9 protein-coding genes are annotated in these 18,838 nt (G+C 40.6%); all 9 read left to right on the top strand.

Translation table 11 applies throughout. The annotated features are described in order from the left end of the window. Positions 1–218: 218 nt before the first annotated feature. The 9 genes from AC58QG_RS12500 (at position 219) to AC58QG_RS12460 (ending at position 18,437) form a co-directional block, all read left to right on the top strand. On the top strand, positions 219–1,172 hold the full coding sequence (locus AC58QG_RS12500; protein WP_497288058.1) for an ABC transporter permease: 954 nt from the start codon (positions 219–221) through the stop codon (positions 1,170–1,172). 25 nt (positions 1,173–1,197) lie between these two features. Continuing rightward, on the top strand, positions 1,198–2,076 hold the full coding sequence (locus AC58QG_RS12495) for a carbohydrate ABC transporter permease (RefSeq protein ID WP_497288057.1): 879 nt from the start codon (positions 1,198–1,200) through the stop codon (positions 2,074–2,076). Positions 2,077–2,138: 62 nt separating this feature from the next. After that, positions 2,139–3,770: a type 2 periplasmic-binding domain-containing protein gene (locus AC58QG_RS12490; protein ID WP_497288056.1), complete on the top strand. Its 1,632-nt coding sequence runs from the start codon at positions 2,139–2,141 to the stop codon at positions 3,768–3,770. 110 nt (positions 3,771–3,880) lie between these two features. Further along, the gene (locus AC58QG_RS12485; RefSeq protein WP_497288055.1) at positions 3,881–5,563 is read left to right on the top strand and encodes a sensor histidine kinase; all 1,683 of its coding nucleotides are present in this window, start codon (positions 3,881–3,883) and stop codon (positions 5,561–5,563) included. A gap of 14 nt (positions 5,564–5,577) precedes the next feature. Then, positions 5,578–7,170: a response regulator transcription factor gene (locus tag AC58QG_RS12480; protein WP_497362349.1), complete on the top strand. Its 1,593-nt coding sequence runs from the start codon at positions 5,578–5,580 to the stop codon at positions 7,168–7,170. A 192-nt stretch (positions 7,171–7,362) separates the two neighbouring features. Then, on the top strand, positions 7,363–13,827 hold the full coding sequence (locus AC58QG_RS12475) for an InlB B-repeat-containing protein (protein ID WP_497362348.1): 6,465 nt from the start codon (positions 7,363–7,365) through the stop codon (positions 13,825–13,827). A 62-nt stretch (positions 13,828–13,889) separates the two neighbouring features. Next, complete coding sequence (locus AC58QG_RS12470; protein ID WP_497362347.1) at positions 13,890–14,633, top strand: hypothetical protein; 744 nt, start codon at positions 13,890–13,892, stop codon at positions 14,631–14,633. Between the two features lie 222 nt (positions 14,634–14,855). Further along, positions 14,856–17,540 (top strand): CBM96 family carbohydrate-binding protein, encoded by a 2,685-nt coding sequence (locus AC58QG_RS12465; protein ID WP_497362346.1) that lies wholly within the window; start codon positions 14,856–14,858, stop codon positions 17,538–17,540. 126 nt (positions 17,541–17,666) lie between these two features. After that, on the top strand, positions 17,667–18,437 hold the full coding sequence (locus AC58QG_RS12460; RefSeq protein ID WP_497362846.1) for a transposase: 771 nt from the start codon (positions 17,667–17,669) through the stop codon (positions 18,435–18,437). Positions 18,438–18,838: the final 401 nt, after the last annotated feature.

The raw sequence follows: 18,838 nt of genomic DNA, 5'->3' as shown, positions 1-18,838 counted from the left end.
TACCTGCGTCACCCAAAGAGTTCTTTTCAACTATTCGCTATAATGTAAAAACGCAATCATCCCAAATATCCGACACAAAGAACCTTTGTCTAGTGCGACTAAGGTTCTTTGTTCTAGGTAAAAATCGTCTGTAAAGAGGTCAGAATCGTCAGCAGACACAAACTGTCCTTGAATTTATAGTATTCATACAGACAACAAACAGTACTGGAGTGGATGAGATGGAGCTTACAACAGCAATTAAGAGCGAAAAGAGAAGGATGACCAAATCCAATTCGCTATGGCGGCAATATTGGAACTATAAGTATATGTTTATCATGCTTCTTCCCGTTTTGGCGTATTACGCAATTTTCCATTATGGGCCGATGTACGGGGTTTTAATTGCCTTTCAAGATTATCAGGTCTTACAGGGTGTTTCAGGAAGCCCTTGGGTAGGATTATCGAACTTTAAAGATTTGTTCACTGGTGAATATTTCCCACTAGTATTAAGAAACACGCTACTAATTAATTTCTACAAGTTACTGCTCGGATTTCCTGCACCGATCTTACTTGCAATCTTAATTAACGAAGTCAAGCATGGTGCTTATAAGAAATTCGTACAAACCATCAGCTATGTTCCACATTTCTTGTCATGGATCGTACTTTCGGGTTTGTTAATTGAGATTTTGTCTCCGAGTCGAGGTCCGATCAACATTTTATTAGATCACCTTGGGCTCCAGCCTATCTTCTTTATTACCGAGCCAAGCTGGTTCCGCACCATACTTGTGAGTTCTGACATTTGGCGCAATATCGGGTTCTCAACGATCATATACCTGGCTGCAATTGCAGGGATTAATCCTGAAATTTATGAGGCAGCTGAAGTGGATGGTATTAATCGCTTCGGCCGCATATGGCGCATTACACTTCCATCGATGTTTCCAGTCATAGTCATTATGTTGATTTTATCAAGTGGTTCGATCATCAATGATGATTTCGAACAAGTATTCAATCTGTTAAATGCCAAAGTGCTGGATGTTGGTGATGTCATTTCTACCTACACCTACAATGAAGGTTTGGCTCGTATGAACTTTAGCTATGCGGCTGCAGTAGGCTTATTCAAAAATGTGGTTGCCTTGGTTCTCGTTCTGAGCGCTAATTTCATAGCTAAGAAAATTACTGACGAATCCATTATCTAACAGCTTAGTAGAGGAGAGAAATGCATTGAAAATCAAACAAACGATGGCAGATCGTGTATTTATTACGTCGGTTTATGTATTGCTTGGACTGTTATGTGTTACCTTCATTATTCCCATTCTTCAGGTGTTGACGAACTCACTCAGCCCTCCAGATGTCATTAATAGCTATGGATTTCATTTGATCCCTACGAAGTTTGATTTAAGTGGCTATAAAACGGTACTCCAGGACGACAGAATCTGGACAGCTTACGGCTATACGATTATTCGGACGCTGCTGGGGACTTCGATCACCGTGCTGCTAACCTTTCTAGGTGCTTATCCCCTATCCAAAGCGAACTTGCCGAATCGTAAGCTATGGACAACTTTAATCGTGGTTACGATGTTCTTCTCCGGCGGTATGATTCCTTCTTATTTGCTGGTGAAAAATTTAGGGATGATGAACAGCATGTGGGCACTGGTACTACCAGCAGCTATTAGTACTTACATGTTGCTCGTTACAAGAAGCTTTTTAGCGGGGCTGCCAGATAGTCTAGAGGAGTCGGCTAAAATTGACGGTGCTAACGATATCGTAATCTTATTCCGGATTATTCTTCCGTTGTCTTTGCCAATTATTGCGACCGTTGCTCTGTATTCAGCAGTTAGTAACTGGAATGCATGGTTCGATGCCATGATCTATATTCAGGATCAGAAGAAGCAAGTGCTTCAAATTATATTACGAAATATTTTACTTGTAGGAACAGATCCCATGTTGGAAGCTGCATCATCTGGAAACAAATTAACAGTGAGTGCAGAGAATTTGAAAATGGCAACGTTGATGGTGTCAATTCTTCCAATCTTGGTTGTGTATCCATTCTTGCAAAAATACTTTATCAAAGGCGCTTTGATCGGGTCGATCAAAGGATAGTGATTGGTTAATCCCCTATTATTAGGGATAACATATGATAGAATGATCATGGAGGGGTAAGAATGACGAAGAAATGGAAAAAGGCTTCAACGGTTGCACTTGGATTAACACTTAGCGCTAGCTTGGTTGCTGCTTGTGGCAGCAATGACAGCGGAGATAAGAATGCTGCAAGCGCATCGCCATCAGCAGCTCCAGCTAAGCAAGAGCCAGTAAAAATTGATTGGTTGGGTTACGATTCGAATGCTCAAGTAGAGAATCCTGATACAAACCCTGTCGTAAAACTCGTACAGGATAAATTCAATGTTAAATTCAACCTTTGGTATGCAGATGCTCAGAAATGGGATGAAACGCTCAACATGCGCTTTGCCGCTGGCGAAATGCCAGACTTTATGAAAATCTCTAACATTCAAACACTGCCAAAGTTAATTACTCAAAATGTAGCGGCTCCGATTGACGAAGCACTTATTCGTAAAGTAGCTCCTAACTATGCCAAATATATTGATTCGGTCAATAAAAATGCTTGGGATTTCGGTAAAGTAAACGGTAAACTGTATGCCCTTCCAGGGACAAATGCGCGTTCCATGTATCCGACTGTTATCGTTTGGCGACAGGATTGGTTGAGTAAGGTAGGGATTACAAAAACACCTGAGACGCTGGCTGAAGTTGAAGATGCGTTAACGAAGTTCCGCAACAATGATCCTGATGGAAACGGGAAAAAAGACACCTACGGTATGTCAGACTTTGCTATCCCAATTGTCATGGGGGCATTCGGTCGTCCAGCATTCGATGATGTGAAAGCAGCAGCGAAGGAGCCAGCTCGTGCATTAATGCCAGTTCTTAAAGATGGCAAGGTCGTGACTGCAGCGACACAACCGGAGATGAGAGATGCACTAGATGTGCTAAGCAAATGGTATAAAGCAGGACTTATCGATCCTGAATTCATCACTTCAGAGAATACAACGGGTTATTGGGCGGATTCTCAAGCATTTTACAATAACAAAATTGGTTTGACAGGCAAGGGGATGTTCTATCACTGGCGTAATGTTCTAGAGCCAAACAACCCAACCGATGCATTAGGCGGGCAATACATTAATTTTAACAAGTCACAGCCTAACGGAACTATCGCTTTCGGGAAAGCTCCGACCGGTCCTAAGGGTGCTTCTGGTGCACCTCAATGGCAAACCTATAATAATTCTTATATTTTCACAACAAAGGGAGCTAAAGATCCTAAGATTGTTGAAGCGACGCTGAAAATGATTGATGCTACCTTCACTGATTATGAATATTCCCTTACCGTAACACAGGGGATCAAAGATCAAGATTGGAAGTTGAACGGCGAACAATTCATCAACATGGATAAAGATCCAGCGAAGAATCCGAACGCCAAGGGATGGAACGTATTTAATCCTGTTGGTGGTGGATTCGCACAGAAGAGAGACAAATTCTTGTTCGATTTTGCAGAGAAAAATGTAAAAACTAAAGGCTATGAGCCACTCGTTCTTCCGCCGACGAATGCTTTTGCTAAGTCAAGCAATGCGCTTGCGAAGTCAACGATTGAAGCTTACTTCAAAATCATCACTGGGGAGCTTCCAATTGATGCCTTTGACGATTATGTGAAAAAATATTATGCTAACGGTGGTACAGAAGTTGAGAAAGAATGGACTGACGCATACAATCAAATGCTTGGTAAATAATAGGTGATAAAGGGGAGGGAACAACCTCCCCTTTTCTCTATGGAAAGCTACGAGATGGAGGAAGTATATTGAGATATTTTCAGTCTATGACATTTTACAAGAGGCTTCAGTTGTCTCTATTATTACTTGTTCTCCTCCCTGTTGCTGGAAGTGCTATTTTCACTTATTATCTCATTCAAGCAAACGTAAATCGTAGTATGGAAGAAAGAAATAGCGCTTATCTCAATCTGGTCTCACAAGAAATTAGTAAGACACTGGATGTTATCGATATATCTTCCCGTTACTTAGCTCAAGATACAGCTACGTTAAGTCGCATGAGAACTTTGAAGGATACAACAGCAATCAGAACGTATGATGAGTTTGAAAGTGCAGAAGAAATCAAATTATCTTTTCAATACTTTGGTGAAAAGAATTTAACCAATCAGATTCAATTTCTCATTGTGAATCCCAAAGGACTTATCGTCCATAACCAAAAGACTGTTGAAGACTTCAACCGATTAGTGAAGGATTTACCTGTCATTCAAAGCCGGATTCAGAAGCATACGTACATAACTTTACAAATGCTTGGTACTTCGTATTCCTATCCTATACAGGAGGATCTGCCATACACTTTATATTTTGGTCGTGTCATTCAAGATCCTTGGAATACGGAGGACTTAGGCGTTATTTACGTGACTCTTTCGAATGCTTATTTCAAGAACCTATTTACACAGCAGCATTTAGGAACTATGGCTCTATACGATTCTGCTGGACAGTTCGTGGCTGGAGATATGAATATCCCGTATCTTCGTAACGAAAAGACAAAAAAGACGTTGCGAAGTGAAGTTAGTATTCCAATTAATGAATGGAAGCTCATTTATGAAACATCGAGAGCGCCGATTGCCGGTGATGTGAAAAGTATCTATCTGCTTGCAGGTGCGGTAGTTGTTCTGTTTATTTTACTGTTTGGATGGCTCTCCTTTTTCATTGCCAAAAGATTGCATCGTCCAATACGAAAACTGGAACTCACGGCTGTACAATTCGGAGAAGGACATACAGAAATTCGTTTCCCAGACCAGGGGCAGGATGAAATCGCCCGTTTGGGTCGAACCTTGAATAATATGCTTGAGAATATTAAAGAGCTCATCGAAAAAAATCGGCAAGAACACGAACAGAATCGTGTTCTTGAGCTGCAGGCATTAGCCTCTCAGATTAGGCCGCATTTTTTATTGAACACATTGAATTCGATTAAGATTAGCTTGAGTTTGGCTAAAGACACCTTTCATAGTGGCAAAATACATTCGTTAACGAGGTTGCTGCGGAATTATCTGCATACAGGTGAGAACGCTACGCTTCAACAGGAGTGTAAGCTGATAGAGGATTATGTGGAAATTATGAAAATGCGTAATCAAATGCAACTAGATTTCAATGTAAAATTATCAGACGAAGCGAAAACAATTGAAATGCCCAAGCTGCTGCTACAGCCTCTAATTGAGAATGCCATTGTGCATGGATTTTCAGAGCGGAAAGCGGATGCACAATTAGAAGTGATCGGAGAGATCATCGATAAATACTTGTGTATTACGGTTAGAAATAATGGCGTTGGCATGGCACCAGACCGATTAACGTTGATGAACCAACTATTAACAGCGAGTGAGGAAGAACTCGTGGACAATACTAAGCGGGTTGGTCTGTACAATATTGCGCAGAGACTTAAGCTAACTTATGGGTCAGAAGCAACTATTCAACTACAGAATAATCAGAGTGGTGGTATCGATGTATTTATGGAAATTCCGATCGTACTACATGTGTAAGGAGGGACAATGGGATGTATAAAGTAATGACAATCGATGATGATGTGCTGATGCTGCAGTATTTACGCGACATGATAAATTGGGAAGAGCTGAATCTACAAATTGTTTATGAAACTTACTCCAGTGTCATTGCATTGGAGCAATTTCGTAAATTGCTTCCTGATATCGTCATAACGGATATTGGATTGCCTCAAATGGATGGTTTGGAGTTAGCCGCTCAATTACGTTTAATAAAACCTGATGTTATCATACTTTTTCTGACTTGCCATGAGGAATTTCAGTACGCTAAACAAGCGTTTCAACTTGAAGCCTTAGACTATCTCATCAAAGTAGAACTGACGGAAGAACAATTGCAGGCAAGTTTACAGAAGGCAATTCGAGTGTTGCAGACGCAGAAAACACACCTGGAAGAACAGCCTTATCGGGAAGATATGCGCCGGAATCGCGAAATTCTCGAAGTCACTTTTATTAATCGTTTCATGAAAGAGGGGCCGTCAAAAGATTTACTGGAGTATGGAGCCCGACTAGGTGTTAGCTGGAAGCATCACGATTTCATCGTAGGTATGATTGCGCCTTTCTATTCTTCCTATTCCCCAAGATATATGTATCGAGATTCATTGGCTTCCTACGGCATTTATAATATTGCGGATGAGCTAAAAAGTTCTTTCGAAGGGATGACCGTATTTTCAACGGAGCATGCTGTTGTTTTGGTTTATAATTTTAGAAATAATCTGCATACCAATCCAATGGACACATTCCGTAGCTATGCAATGGAAGTGATAGAGAAGTGCAAGGAATATCTCAAAATTCGCCTGAGCTTTCAGTATATACAGCGGAAGCATGAGCTATCCGATTTAGTTTCTGCATTGCATCTTCTGAAAGAAAGACAATGGGATGGATTTTACACATCATCTGTCATAACAGAGGTGCAAGACGGTGCTAAACAATGGTTGAATGAGCCAAGCACAAGATTACTTGGACAATTGGAAACGTACACCTCTTCCTTTCAGGAGCAATTGATAGAAGAGCAAGAGGATCTTCTTTCCGTCGTTGGTGTTACTGCGGCAGAGAATAAGCTAGCTCCTAACGTATTTTTGAAACTAATACAGACAACTTTACGATCTATTGAGATGAAAAAAGGTAATTTGGAGGCAGATTCAGAAGCCTTTTACGAGTGTTTGCTGTATGTTATGAAAGTGGACGATCTGCATAAACTCGTCTCGCAATACCAACAACGCCTTGTAGATCATGAGGATTTAAAAGACAATGCAATCCAGCAAGATTTTAAATTAAAGGTAATAAACCAATATTTGCAAGAGCGCCTTTCGGAGAATGTTACGACTGTCGATATGGCTGAATACTTGCATCTTAATGCGAGTTATTTCTCAAGATATTTTAAAAAAGTAACGGGCACGACCTTTACGGATTTCGTTCATCGTCACAAAATTGATAATGCAATTAAAATGTTGGAGCGACCCGAAGCGACGATTGAAGGAGCAGCTTTAGCATTAGGGTTTTCCGATCGGAATTACTTTTCCAAAATCTTCAAACGATACATGGGTATGACACCTGGTGATTATGTTCAGAAGAGCAAGAAACTAAAATAAGATATGTACTTATCGGCAGGTAAAAATCGTCCTGAAACAGGTCAGAATCGTCAGCAGACATGCCTCTTTCTCTATCGTATTATAAATTCTATCCAAAGGAAGCATAGTGCATTCTTTAGAGATGCAATGTGCTTCTTGTCATTTCCAGAAAACTGGAAGCGATTACAATAGAGAATATGGGAGGAGACATTTATGAGAAATAGTAAGCTTTTTAAGGTGAATTTGGTGCTACTCATTTGCTTCCTGCTCGCAATGGTGCTGCCATCACAAGTGCAACTCAAGGTAGAAGCGGCAGAAGCAACAGAGACATTTTATGTTGACTATTCCAATGGTCAAGACACGAATGATGGAACTACACCAGAAACGGCATGGAAAACATTGGATAAGGTGAATGCAACCCAATTCCAACCGGGGAACAAAATTTTATTTAAAGCCGGTGAGATCTGGTTTGGGCAGCTTTGGCCAAAAGGTTCTGGTTCAGAGGGGAGTCCCATTATCATTGATAAGTATGGTGAAGGGGATAAGCCAAAGTTTGATGCCGAAGGACTGATTTCAAGCGCTGTAAAGCTAGATAATCAAGAATATTGGGAAATTAACAATCTCGCTGTAACAAACTGGCGCACGACGAAAACGACCGTTCAATTAACGACTAACACCACTTTTGATGTGACGGGTTACTTAGCTGGTATTCGAGTAACGGCTTCTGGCAGAGAAGGTGCATATAAACACATTGTTATTCGTGATTGTTACATTCATGATATTAATGGTTTACGTGAGTTTGGACCCAATGACACAACCGGTGGGACGGTTAAGGGAGCGTATTCTAATCCCCCCGTACTAGGAGGATATGATAGTTCATGGTTTAAGGCTACTGGCGGTATTTCGATCTCAACAGTGGACACGCGTCCAGATTATACGGGGCCTCAACCAGCTAAGACCTATTTTGATGGGGTAATTGTTGAGAATAATACGATTGAAAGGGTATCTGAAACGGGTATTCGAATTGCTCAAGCCTCAACTTTGACAGCGTATTCAAATGCAAACCAAACAGCTGTAGTTCCGAACCGGAATATTGTTATGAGAAATAATATGTTTATGGGTGGATTGGAATACTCCGACTTTGCACAATTAATCTCACCTGCGTACGCGCCTTTAAGTGAATATAATATCGCACATGACTGGCGTACTTCAGGTCTGGAAGTTACGAATACGATAGATGGCATTTACCAATTTAACGAAGTTTATAATATCAAACAGTGGCCAACAACAAGAACGGCTGATGATACAGCTTTTGACGCTGATTTGAACAGTAGTAATGTCATTTTTCAATATAACTATGCACATGATTCAGGTTCGGCTTTTCTAATCTGTGATTTGCAGGGAAACAAGACGAACTATAAACCTATCATTTATCGCTACAATATTGCGCAAAATATAACAAATCGGCTGATTTATGGCGGTTATGGTGGGCTTGTCTATAACAATACGTTTTATTCACCGAATAATGACACAAGAGTGCAACCTGATAACAATACGGTTGTTTCCAATAATATTTTCTATGTGAAAAGCCTTGCCAACGGCGGTGGTACTTATAAGAACAATCTGTATTATCTAACCGCTCCACTCGCAGCAGATACAGCTGCAGTTGTAGGAGATCCACAATTTATTGATCCTGGTAAAGGGGAAACGGGGACAGTACCTGGTCAACCTAAGATTAATACGTTAGTAGGTTATAAGTTGAAAAATACATCTCCAGCTATCGATACGGGTATAACTATAGCAAATAATGGTGGCAGAGATTACTTTGGTAATCCATTATATATGGATGCTCCTGATATAGGCGCACATGAATATTCAGATTCTGATAAACCCGTAGATCATGTGGCGTATGTAGAGTTGGATACTATTAAACGCTTTATGAATGTTCAAGACACTGGAAGTATTAAGGCTACGGTGAAGCCGAATTCCGTTAAGAATAAATTGATCACTTTCTCTTCTAACAATGAAAATGTAGTTACTGTCTCTCCTGCAGGCGTGTTAACGGCCGTTTCACCTGGAACAGCGAAGATCATCGCTGCAAGCAGCTCAGATCCAATGGTTACAGCCGAATGTGTGATCGAAGTTTCCCCTATATCAAATAGGATTAAGATTATCACACCGACGGACGATGGGTATGTTCGAGGGGTAAATGTTTCATCGTACTCCTCCATTATTTCACAGAATGCTGATCCTAATAATTTGCAGATACAAAATAACGCAGATGTGGATGATGGATGGAATAAGAAGGTTCTGCTACAATTTCCTACGTCAGATATACAAGATAATTTGAACGACAAAACATTTATTCTAAGAATTTTTGCACATAAAATAGAGGCGGTTCCAGCAGCAGAAGCAAAAGGACCTTATAAGACCATTTCAGTATTTCCTACGAATACAGGTTGGTCTGAAACAACTCTTAAAGGAAATAATAGACCTGCTCGTAGTCAAGTTACATCAATAGGAACATTTAATGTCCCGGTTAGCAACACACAAGTATACTCATGGTTTGATGTGAATGTCACTGATTATATGAAAGCCTATCTAGCTGGCGGTGATAAAACTCAAGCTTCCTTTGAGTTAAGTAATGAGTCATTAAGAGCAAACACAGATTCCAAATTTATTGAGTTTTCTTCTAAAGATTCTTTAGATAATTTGCCTCCACAGCTTATTGTTAGTACGATACCTATTCAAGCCCCGACAAGTGTGGCCCTTACTACAACGGTAGGCACAGCGCCAGTACTGCCAGCAACTGTAGATGCAACTAATCTTGCTAATGGAAGCAGTATTCCAGTAGCCGTGCAATGGGAATCGGTGAATCCTTCATTGTACTCAGCAAAGGGAACTTTTGATGTAAAAGGGATTATCAGTGAGCCTACTTATGCTTCACTTGAAGTGCCAGTCATTATTAAAGTGATTGTAGAACCCAAAGTTCTTTCCGTTGCACTTGATGCAAATAAGCTATACCTCAATGTAGGTGGCGTTAAAACGATTACAAGCAATGTTTTTCCTGAAACGATTACAAATAAAAGTGTGACTTTCACATCAAGTAATGAGGGAATAGCGACAGTTTCAGCTGATGGGAAAATAACGGCAATTGCAGAAGGAACAGCAATCATTACTGCAACAAGTGTAAGCGATCCAACAATCTCTACTACATGTGATATTACCGTATCAGCTATTACATCTGTTGCAAATTATCCGAAACAGATCTTTAAATCGACACAGGACTCCTATGTAAGAGATAGAACAAATATCGAAAATTTCGGTAGCGATGCATTCATTCACATTAAATCAGCTAATTCTGCTGGGTTTTCTAGAGTAGGCTATGTGCAATTTGATATCAGTTCATTTCCAAGCAATCGTACATTGTCGGCCAAGCTTAAATTGTATGGGAAAACGATTGATCAAGGCTCCAAAGCTTTGACTAATTTAGGTGTATATGAAACAGATTCCGGCTGGAGTGAGACTGGCATTAATTGGACGAACAGAAAACCATTTAAAGGCAGTGAAATTGCATCCTTTAAAGCACCAACTATACCCGGTAGTGCTTCGACAGCTACTGCGCATGGTGTATGGTACGAGGTAGATATTACTGACTTTATTAATACTAGACTACAATCTGGACTTTCACTATCAGGCGTATCTTTAGGCCTAGCTTTTACTGAATTTGTAAACAATAATTTGAGCCCATCTTCAACTTTTAATACGGGCATACAATTCTCATCAAGAAATGATACTGCGGGGGACTTTGCACCGCGTGTAGAATTGGCTGTAATTCCTTATTCAATCGTGGGCGACAAAAAAGTGCGTACAACTAGAGGGACAGCACCGGTTATGCCTCAAACCTTAGAAGTTCGTAATACAACTACAGGTTTGACTAGTCAAGTTCCTGTGACATGGGAAGTGATTCCTGCATCTAGATATGCAAGTCCGTCAAGTTTTGATGTAAGTGGCACTTTTGACTATAATGGTCAACCTCAATCGGTTATATACAATGTAATTGTAGAAGCTCCTGAAACTAAATTACTATTTAACGCTGACTCAGGGACTGTTAGTCCGACGGTTAGCACGGTGACTTACGGGAATTCTGTTGGGTGGTTACCTACTCCTGCAAAAGCTGGCTATGTATTTAAGGGGTGGAATACAAGTGCGGATGGAACAGGGGTACCATATCGTCCAATAACTCTGTATACGCAATACACAGACACGATCTTGTATGCACAATGGGAAGCCAAAGTGTATGTATTCAGTTTTAATGCACAAGGTGGAGGGCCAGCTCCAGATAACCAAACCGTAACTTTTGGTGGCCAGGTTGCTGCTCTGCCAGCTGTATCAAGAGAGGGCTATACGTTTAAAGGCTGGAACACATCCGCAAATGGAACTGGAACGACAGTTACAGAAGGCGCTATCTATCAGGATCCAAAAGATACAAATCTGTATGCAATATGGGAGGCGGATGCGTATCAGATTACATTTGAACCGCAAACAACCGTCCTTTCACCATTCACGAAGTCTGTTACTTATGATTCGCCGATTGGAACAGTTCAACCAATTGAGCGTGATGGTTATTCTTTCAGTGGCTGGAACACTGCTTCAGATGGGACTGGTCAATCCTATACCGAAGCAACGCTATATCAGTTATCAGAAAATCTAACTTTGTATGCTCAGTGGTCTGTTGGGACGTATACGCTGCATTTTGATGCTAATGGTGGAAATGAAGGTTATTCTAATAAGCTGGTTAGCTATGAAGTGGCTGTTGGCACCTTACATACACCAATTCGCATTGGATATACGTTTAAAGAATGGAACACGGCTAACGATGGAACAGGAGTTGCGTTTACAGCCAATACAATGTATCAAACAGCATCTGATACAGTATTATTTGCGATCTGGACAGCAAATGCATACACGTTAAACTTCGATGTGCAAGGTGGCAGTTTAAATGGCAGTTCAGTCACTTCTGTGACCTATGCAACTTATGTAGGAACGCTGCCAGTACCGACGAAGACAGGCTATACCTTTGTTGAATGGAACACGGTAGGTAATGGTACAGGTGAAACGGTTTCAAGTGGCTCTTGGTACCGAACAGCTGCGGATTCTACACTTTATGCAAGATGGTCGCCTAATACCTATACGTTGAATTTGGATGCACAAGGTGGCGAAGTAAGTGTATCAAATAAGGAAGTTGTCTTTGCGGCTCCAGTTGGAGTGCTACCAGTGCCATTGAAAACAGGGCATATATTTATGGGGTGGAATGCGAAGGCAGATGGCAGCGGTAGTTTTTATACAGAAGCAACTAGCTTAAACGTAGCATCAGATACAACACTTTATGCCATATGGAAAGTCATTGAGCAAGGTGGCAGTTCTTCAACAGGAAATACACCATATACACCAACTTTAATCCTACAAGATCGCGTTGAAGTAACTACGGAATTGGAGAAATACACCAAAATAACAACAGATGTTCATGGAACCGTAGTAGCTCAATTGAATATTGATGCTAGTAACATTCACACATCATTAGATCAGTTGAAAGATGGCGCAATCTTAGTACTTATGTCTCCAAAGGCAGTTGAAGGGAAAGAAGATACAGGCTTTCAAGTGAACTTGCATATAGAGCAATTGAGTTTACTTACGGATAAACATATCTCACTTGAGCTTCAAGCAGGGAACAAATCGTATATTTTAAGTGCGGAAGAGATGCTTGCTCAGGCTAAACTACTTTTCCCGAACGCATCACCAAATCAAATTTCAATGACAATAGTTAATAAACCATCTAATGAAAAAGAGACTGCTGCTATAAAACAAGAAGCTGAAAGACAAGGTTACAGGTTATTAGATTCTCCTGTATCATTCGAAGTAAAGTTATCGAATAATGGGGTAGATAAACCTACTGAAATGTTTGAAAAGATGGTTGGTCGTATTTTAGGTGAAACTACACACAAAGATGTTATCGCTTTAAGAATGCAAAAAGATGGCTCCTTTGTTCCTGTTCCATTAGTAAATGTAAATGGGAAATATGTAGGTATGAGTCTATTAAACAGTACCTATGTATTAGCAGCAGCTAGACAAATTATATTCAACGATATAAAAGGGAATGAAGCAGAAGAAAGTATTCAGGCTTTAGCCTCTAAATACGTGGTTAATGGTTTACCAAATGGGGATTTTGAACCAAATCGTTCTGTAACTCGTGCGGAATTTGTGCAAATGTTATCAGCGGCATTAGGTATTTATGACAAAGGAGTAGCAGAACAACACTTTAGAGACGTTGACGTGAAGGATTGGTATGCTGATGCGATAACGAGAGCAGTAGATACTAAACTAATAAGCGGTGTAACGGAAGATATGTTTAATCCAAGCGGTATCATTACCCATGAAGAAGTCTATACAATTCTTGGTAGAACATTACCGCTCTTAAGACTCGATGGTAAAGTAGATCCAAATAAGACATTGTCTGCATTTAAGGATGCCACCACGCTATCTGATTGGTCTGTACTAGCGTCTGCAAGCCTTGCAGACCTAGGTATTATTTCTGAAGATCAGCTACATGCAAAAAGAATAATCACGCGTGCAGAGGCTGCTGTGTTCATTCAACGGTTATTAGAAAAAGCATTTTAGATTTTGGAATAGGGGTAAGCCATTGACCATATAGAGTCAATGGCTTGCTTTATTAATGGAGGATGATGGTTATTAAGAAAAAGATGCTACTTCTAAGTATAGCGACTACACTGGTTGTCCTACTTTTGGCAGTGATCATGGATTGGAATCACGATAAAAACAAAACTCTGGCTTATATTAATGGTGAGGAAATAACTGTATCGGAATTCTCGTTGATACAAAACAATACGGAGTCCGATGTCATTAGTTACTTTAGACAAAAGTATAAGGCTGATATTGATAAAACATTTTGGAGTCGAAATTACAACGGTGAAATCCCATTAGAGATTTTAAAACAAATAACGATGGATAAGTTGACCAAACTGAAAATGGAGCAAATTCTGGCTAAAGACAAAGGTATAATTGAAGATATAAGCTATGAAGCCTTTCTTGATGCTCTTAAAAATGAAAATAACACTCGTAAAAAATCCATTGAAAGTGGAAAAGTTATCTATGGGAATAAACAATTTGGTGAATTGGAGTACTATAATTATCGCCAAAGTAATTTGGTTTTAGAGTTGAAAAAGAAGTTAATGGACAATGAACTTAAACCAAGTGATGGAGAGCTTGAAGTGTATTATTTGCAGAAGAGAGATAATATGTACAAGTTGGGGACAACCACTGGGTACAGAGAATTATCAGAAGTCAAAGAAGATGTTGCCATGCAAATTGTAAATACAAACTATGATAAATTTATTGAACAGATGATTAAAAAATTGAATGTTAAAATAAACGATAAACTTTATAGAGGAATCAAGAATGATTGAAAAACTTTTACACATAACGGTAATAAAGAGTAAAAATTGTATAGAAAGAAGTCAGAATCGTCAGCAGACATAACTTTCTCATATGTATATGATTAATTCAATCGTAAGCCATTGACTAACGATTACATGGGAGCATCACACATTCGATTATCGATGTAGGGTGCTCCTTTTCATCTGTTGATAATGGAAGCGATTTCAAAAATTGTAGAGGAGGAATTATTGATGAGCAGCAGCAAGTTTAGTGGGTGTATGAAGGTTGTAGTTATGGCCATTTTTGTATTGGCTATGATACTGCCAGCCCAAGTAATGCCCAAGGCTGAAGCAGCAGTAACTGGTACTTATTATGTGGATTACTCGAATGGGCAAGACTCGAATGACGGGACAACACCAGGGACAGCGTGGAAAACCTTAGGCAAGGTAAATGCGACGCAATTTGCACCAGGTAACCAAATACTATTTAAATCAGGAGAAATTTGGTTTGGACAACTTTGGCCGAAAGGCTCTGGTGTAGAAGGCAGTCCTATTGTCATTAATAGCTATGGTATGGGAGAAAAACCGAAGATTGATGCCGAAGGTCTGATTTCGAGTGCCGTGAAGCTGGATAACCAAGAGTATTGGGAAATTAACAATCTGGCTGTAACCAATTGGCGCACGACAACAACTACGGTTCAGTTGACTACAAGTTCGACTTTCGAGGTTACTGGGTACTTGGCTGGTATTCGGGTAACAGCATCGGGGCGAGAGGGGTCTTACAAGCATATTGTCATTCGTAATTGTTACATTCACGATATTAACGGGTTGCGTGAGTTTGGACCAAATGACACAACAGGTGGGACTGTAGCGGGGGCGTATTCCAATCCACCTGCTCTAGGTGGGTATGATAGCTCTTGGTTTAAGGGTACGGGAGGCATCTCCATTGCCACTGTAGATACACGTCCAGGATATACGGGCACACAACCTGCCAAAACGTATTTCGATGGAATAACCATTGAAAACAATACCATTGAAAGGGTATCTGAGACTGGTATTCGGATTGCTCAAGCAGCTACATTAGCAGCATATTCCAATGCGAACCAAACGGCTGTTGTTCCGAACAGAAATATTGTAATGAGAAATAATATGTTAATGGGAGGATTGGAATACTCTGACTTCGGCCAGTTAATCTCACCTTCATATGCTCCATTAAGTGAGTATAATATCGCACATGACTGGCGTACTTCTGGCATTGAAGTTACGAATACGATTGATGGTATTTACCAATTTAACGAAGTTTACAATATTACGCATTGGGCAACAACGAGAACAGCGGATGATACGGCTTTTGACGCTGATTTGAATAGCAGTAATGTTATTTTTCAATATAACTATGCCCATGATTCAGGCTCGGCGTTTCTTATTTGTGATTTGCAGGGGAATAAGTCTAACTACAAACCAATTATTTATCGCTATAATATTGCACAAAACATAACAAATCGGTTGATATATGGCGGCTATGGTGGACTTGTCTATAACAATACCTTTTATTCACCGAATAATGACACAAGAGTGTCACCGGATAACAATACGGTTGTCTCAAATAATATTTTTTATGTTAAAAGCCTTGTAAATGGCGGTGGTACGTATAGAAACAACTTATATTATCTAACAGCTCCACTTGCCGCTGATGCAACTGCAGTTGTCGGAGATCCTCAATTTGTGGATCCTGGTAAGGGTGGAACAGGTACGTTACCTGGTCAACCTAAGATAGATACGTTGACGGGATATAAGCTAAAGAATACATCTCCAGCTATCGATGCAGGTATATTTATTGTAAACAATGGAGGTAGAGATTACTTTGGCAATTCGTTATATGTAGATGCTTCTGATATTGGAGCACATGAATATTCAGATCCCGATAAACCCACAGCTCCTACGAATAAACGAGTCATTAAAGTGAAAGAAGATGCTTTTGTAAGAAGCGGAAGTTACGCAGGAAATAACTATGGGGCAGCTACCGTGCTAGAAGTGAAAGAAAATCCTACAGGCTATGGACGGAAAACGTTCATGAAGTTCGATCTCGGAACTTTGACCGGTGGTGATATTGCTGCAGTTAAATTAAAGGTCTATGGCGCTATAACAGATGCCGCTGGTTCCGTTGCGAATGTTGGTGTCTATGAAGTGCAGAATGACACTTGGACAGAGAGTACGCTGAATTGGAACAATATGCCGACCATTGGTAGTTTGTCGAGTACTGTTGCCTTTAATGGAGCGTATCAATGGCGGGAGTATGACCTTACCTCATATGCCATTGCTCAAGCGAATGGGGATAAGACACTCAGCGTGGCTTTGCAGGATTCGTCAGGTTACTTGAGCAGTATCCTAAGCAAAGAAACGAGTGGTGGAAGTGCTTATTTGGAAGTGACATTAAAGCCATTGAAGTTGAATGTAGTCGCAGACGCATTTGTGCGTAGCGGAGGCTCAGCAGGGACCAATTTTGGAACAGCTGCAGGTTTGGATATTAAGGACAATCCGACTGGGTATGGGCGCAAAGCTTTCTTAAAATTTGACCTTAACCCAATCAGTCAGCCGATTTACTCCGTAATTCTAAATGTATTTGGTGCATTAAATGATCCAAACGGAACTGTCTCAAATGTTGCAGTTTATGAGGTGCAAAATGATGCCTGGTCCGAAAGCGGGCTTAATTGGAGCAATATGCCTGTAATTGGTAGTACAATAGCTACTGGATCTTTTGATTCCACATATCAATGGCGACAGTATGACATTACGGCGTATGCACAAGCGCAGGCAAGTGGAGATAAAACATTAAGTCTTGCTCTGCAAGATTTAACTGGCTTGTTAAGCACTGTTAAGAGTAAGGAAAGTGATAGCGGCTTGTATAAGGCCTATCTACAGGTCACTTTACAGTAGAAAGTTTGAAGTAAGGAGGAGACTTTTTATAAAGACTCCTTCTTTGCTGTTTTAGGTGAGACCGTAGAACAACTACTTCCTGATGCCGAAGGTTCTTTAAAAACCCGCCTCGAAGAAACGAAGAAGATTGTAACCGATGAACGGTTATTAGCCTGGAAAGGGGCGCAGTCTGCCATAGACCCAGATGCCCGTTTCGGCTGGAAGAGCGCTACAGACTCCTTTTTCGGATACAAAATAAGCATCGCAATGACAGAGGATGGCATCATTACGGCAATGAAAGTAGAGCCAGGTAACGCCAGCGATCCTAAGGCATTCCCCGACCTGATGAAGCAAACGGCTGAAACAGGACTTGTCGTCAAAGAAGTACTTGCCGACCGAGCATATGGGAGCTTTACAAATCTCAAACTTCTAGCTAAGGACGAAATTACGCCAACGATAAAGCTCAATGCCATGATGCTATACGGGCATCAGGACGAACAAAAAGAGAAGTTCGTGTACCATAAAGACAGTGAATCAGTTGAATGTCCCGCGGGGCATCACAGCACTCGGAAAGTAAAGATGGGGCGAAAAAACGGAAATGAGTGCCAGTGGCTGACCTTCTTCTTTGATGTAGATAAGTGCAGCACTTGCCCTCTGCAAGAAGGTTGCTACAAACCAGGATCTAAAACCAAAACGTACTCAATTCCGATTGTTCCTGAGTTCAAACGAAAAGCAGTTGAGTACCACGAATCTGAAGCTTTTAAGGTGCGCTACCGGATGAGGTACAAGATTGAACAAAAGAATAACGAGTTAAAGACTCATCATGGCCTGGCAATTTCTCAATATAGCCGAGGTCAGCTTGACATGCGCGTACAAGCTATTCTGACGGCTATTGTTAAAATGCGAAACGGATGGTGAAATTAACAACACCGAAAATGGTTTAGATAGGAGCCTTAGCTCCTTTCTAAATGACAAAAAAGTCGTTGTTCTGTTGCTCAAGGCAACAAGACAACGACTTTTTCAGTGCTCTCCCTAAGTTTTGGGCAGTTCTCTTTTTACATACTGGGACAGAAGTGGTTGTAAGTGTCCAACGTAATGTGCTCGTCAGTATGTCCAAGTCGTTCAGACACGATCTTAGGATTTACTCACTTTAGTAGCAAGAGGGTAGCGTAAGTATGTCGTATGTGGTGAAAACGAATTTGAGGGTTCCCTGCTCTTTTGTTAACAACACGGAAGATTCTACGGAGATTACTGATGTTTGATGGCAAACCTGCTTCATTGCAAATACAAGGTCGTGATTGCTATACAATGTGCCCAGT

It is taken from the genome of Paenibacillus sp. J22P169 (assembly GCF_059691995.1).
Note: the sequence above shows the minus strand (reverse complement) of the source record. Positions and strands in the feature narration are given on the sequence as shown.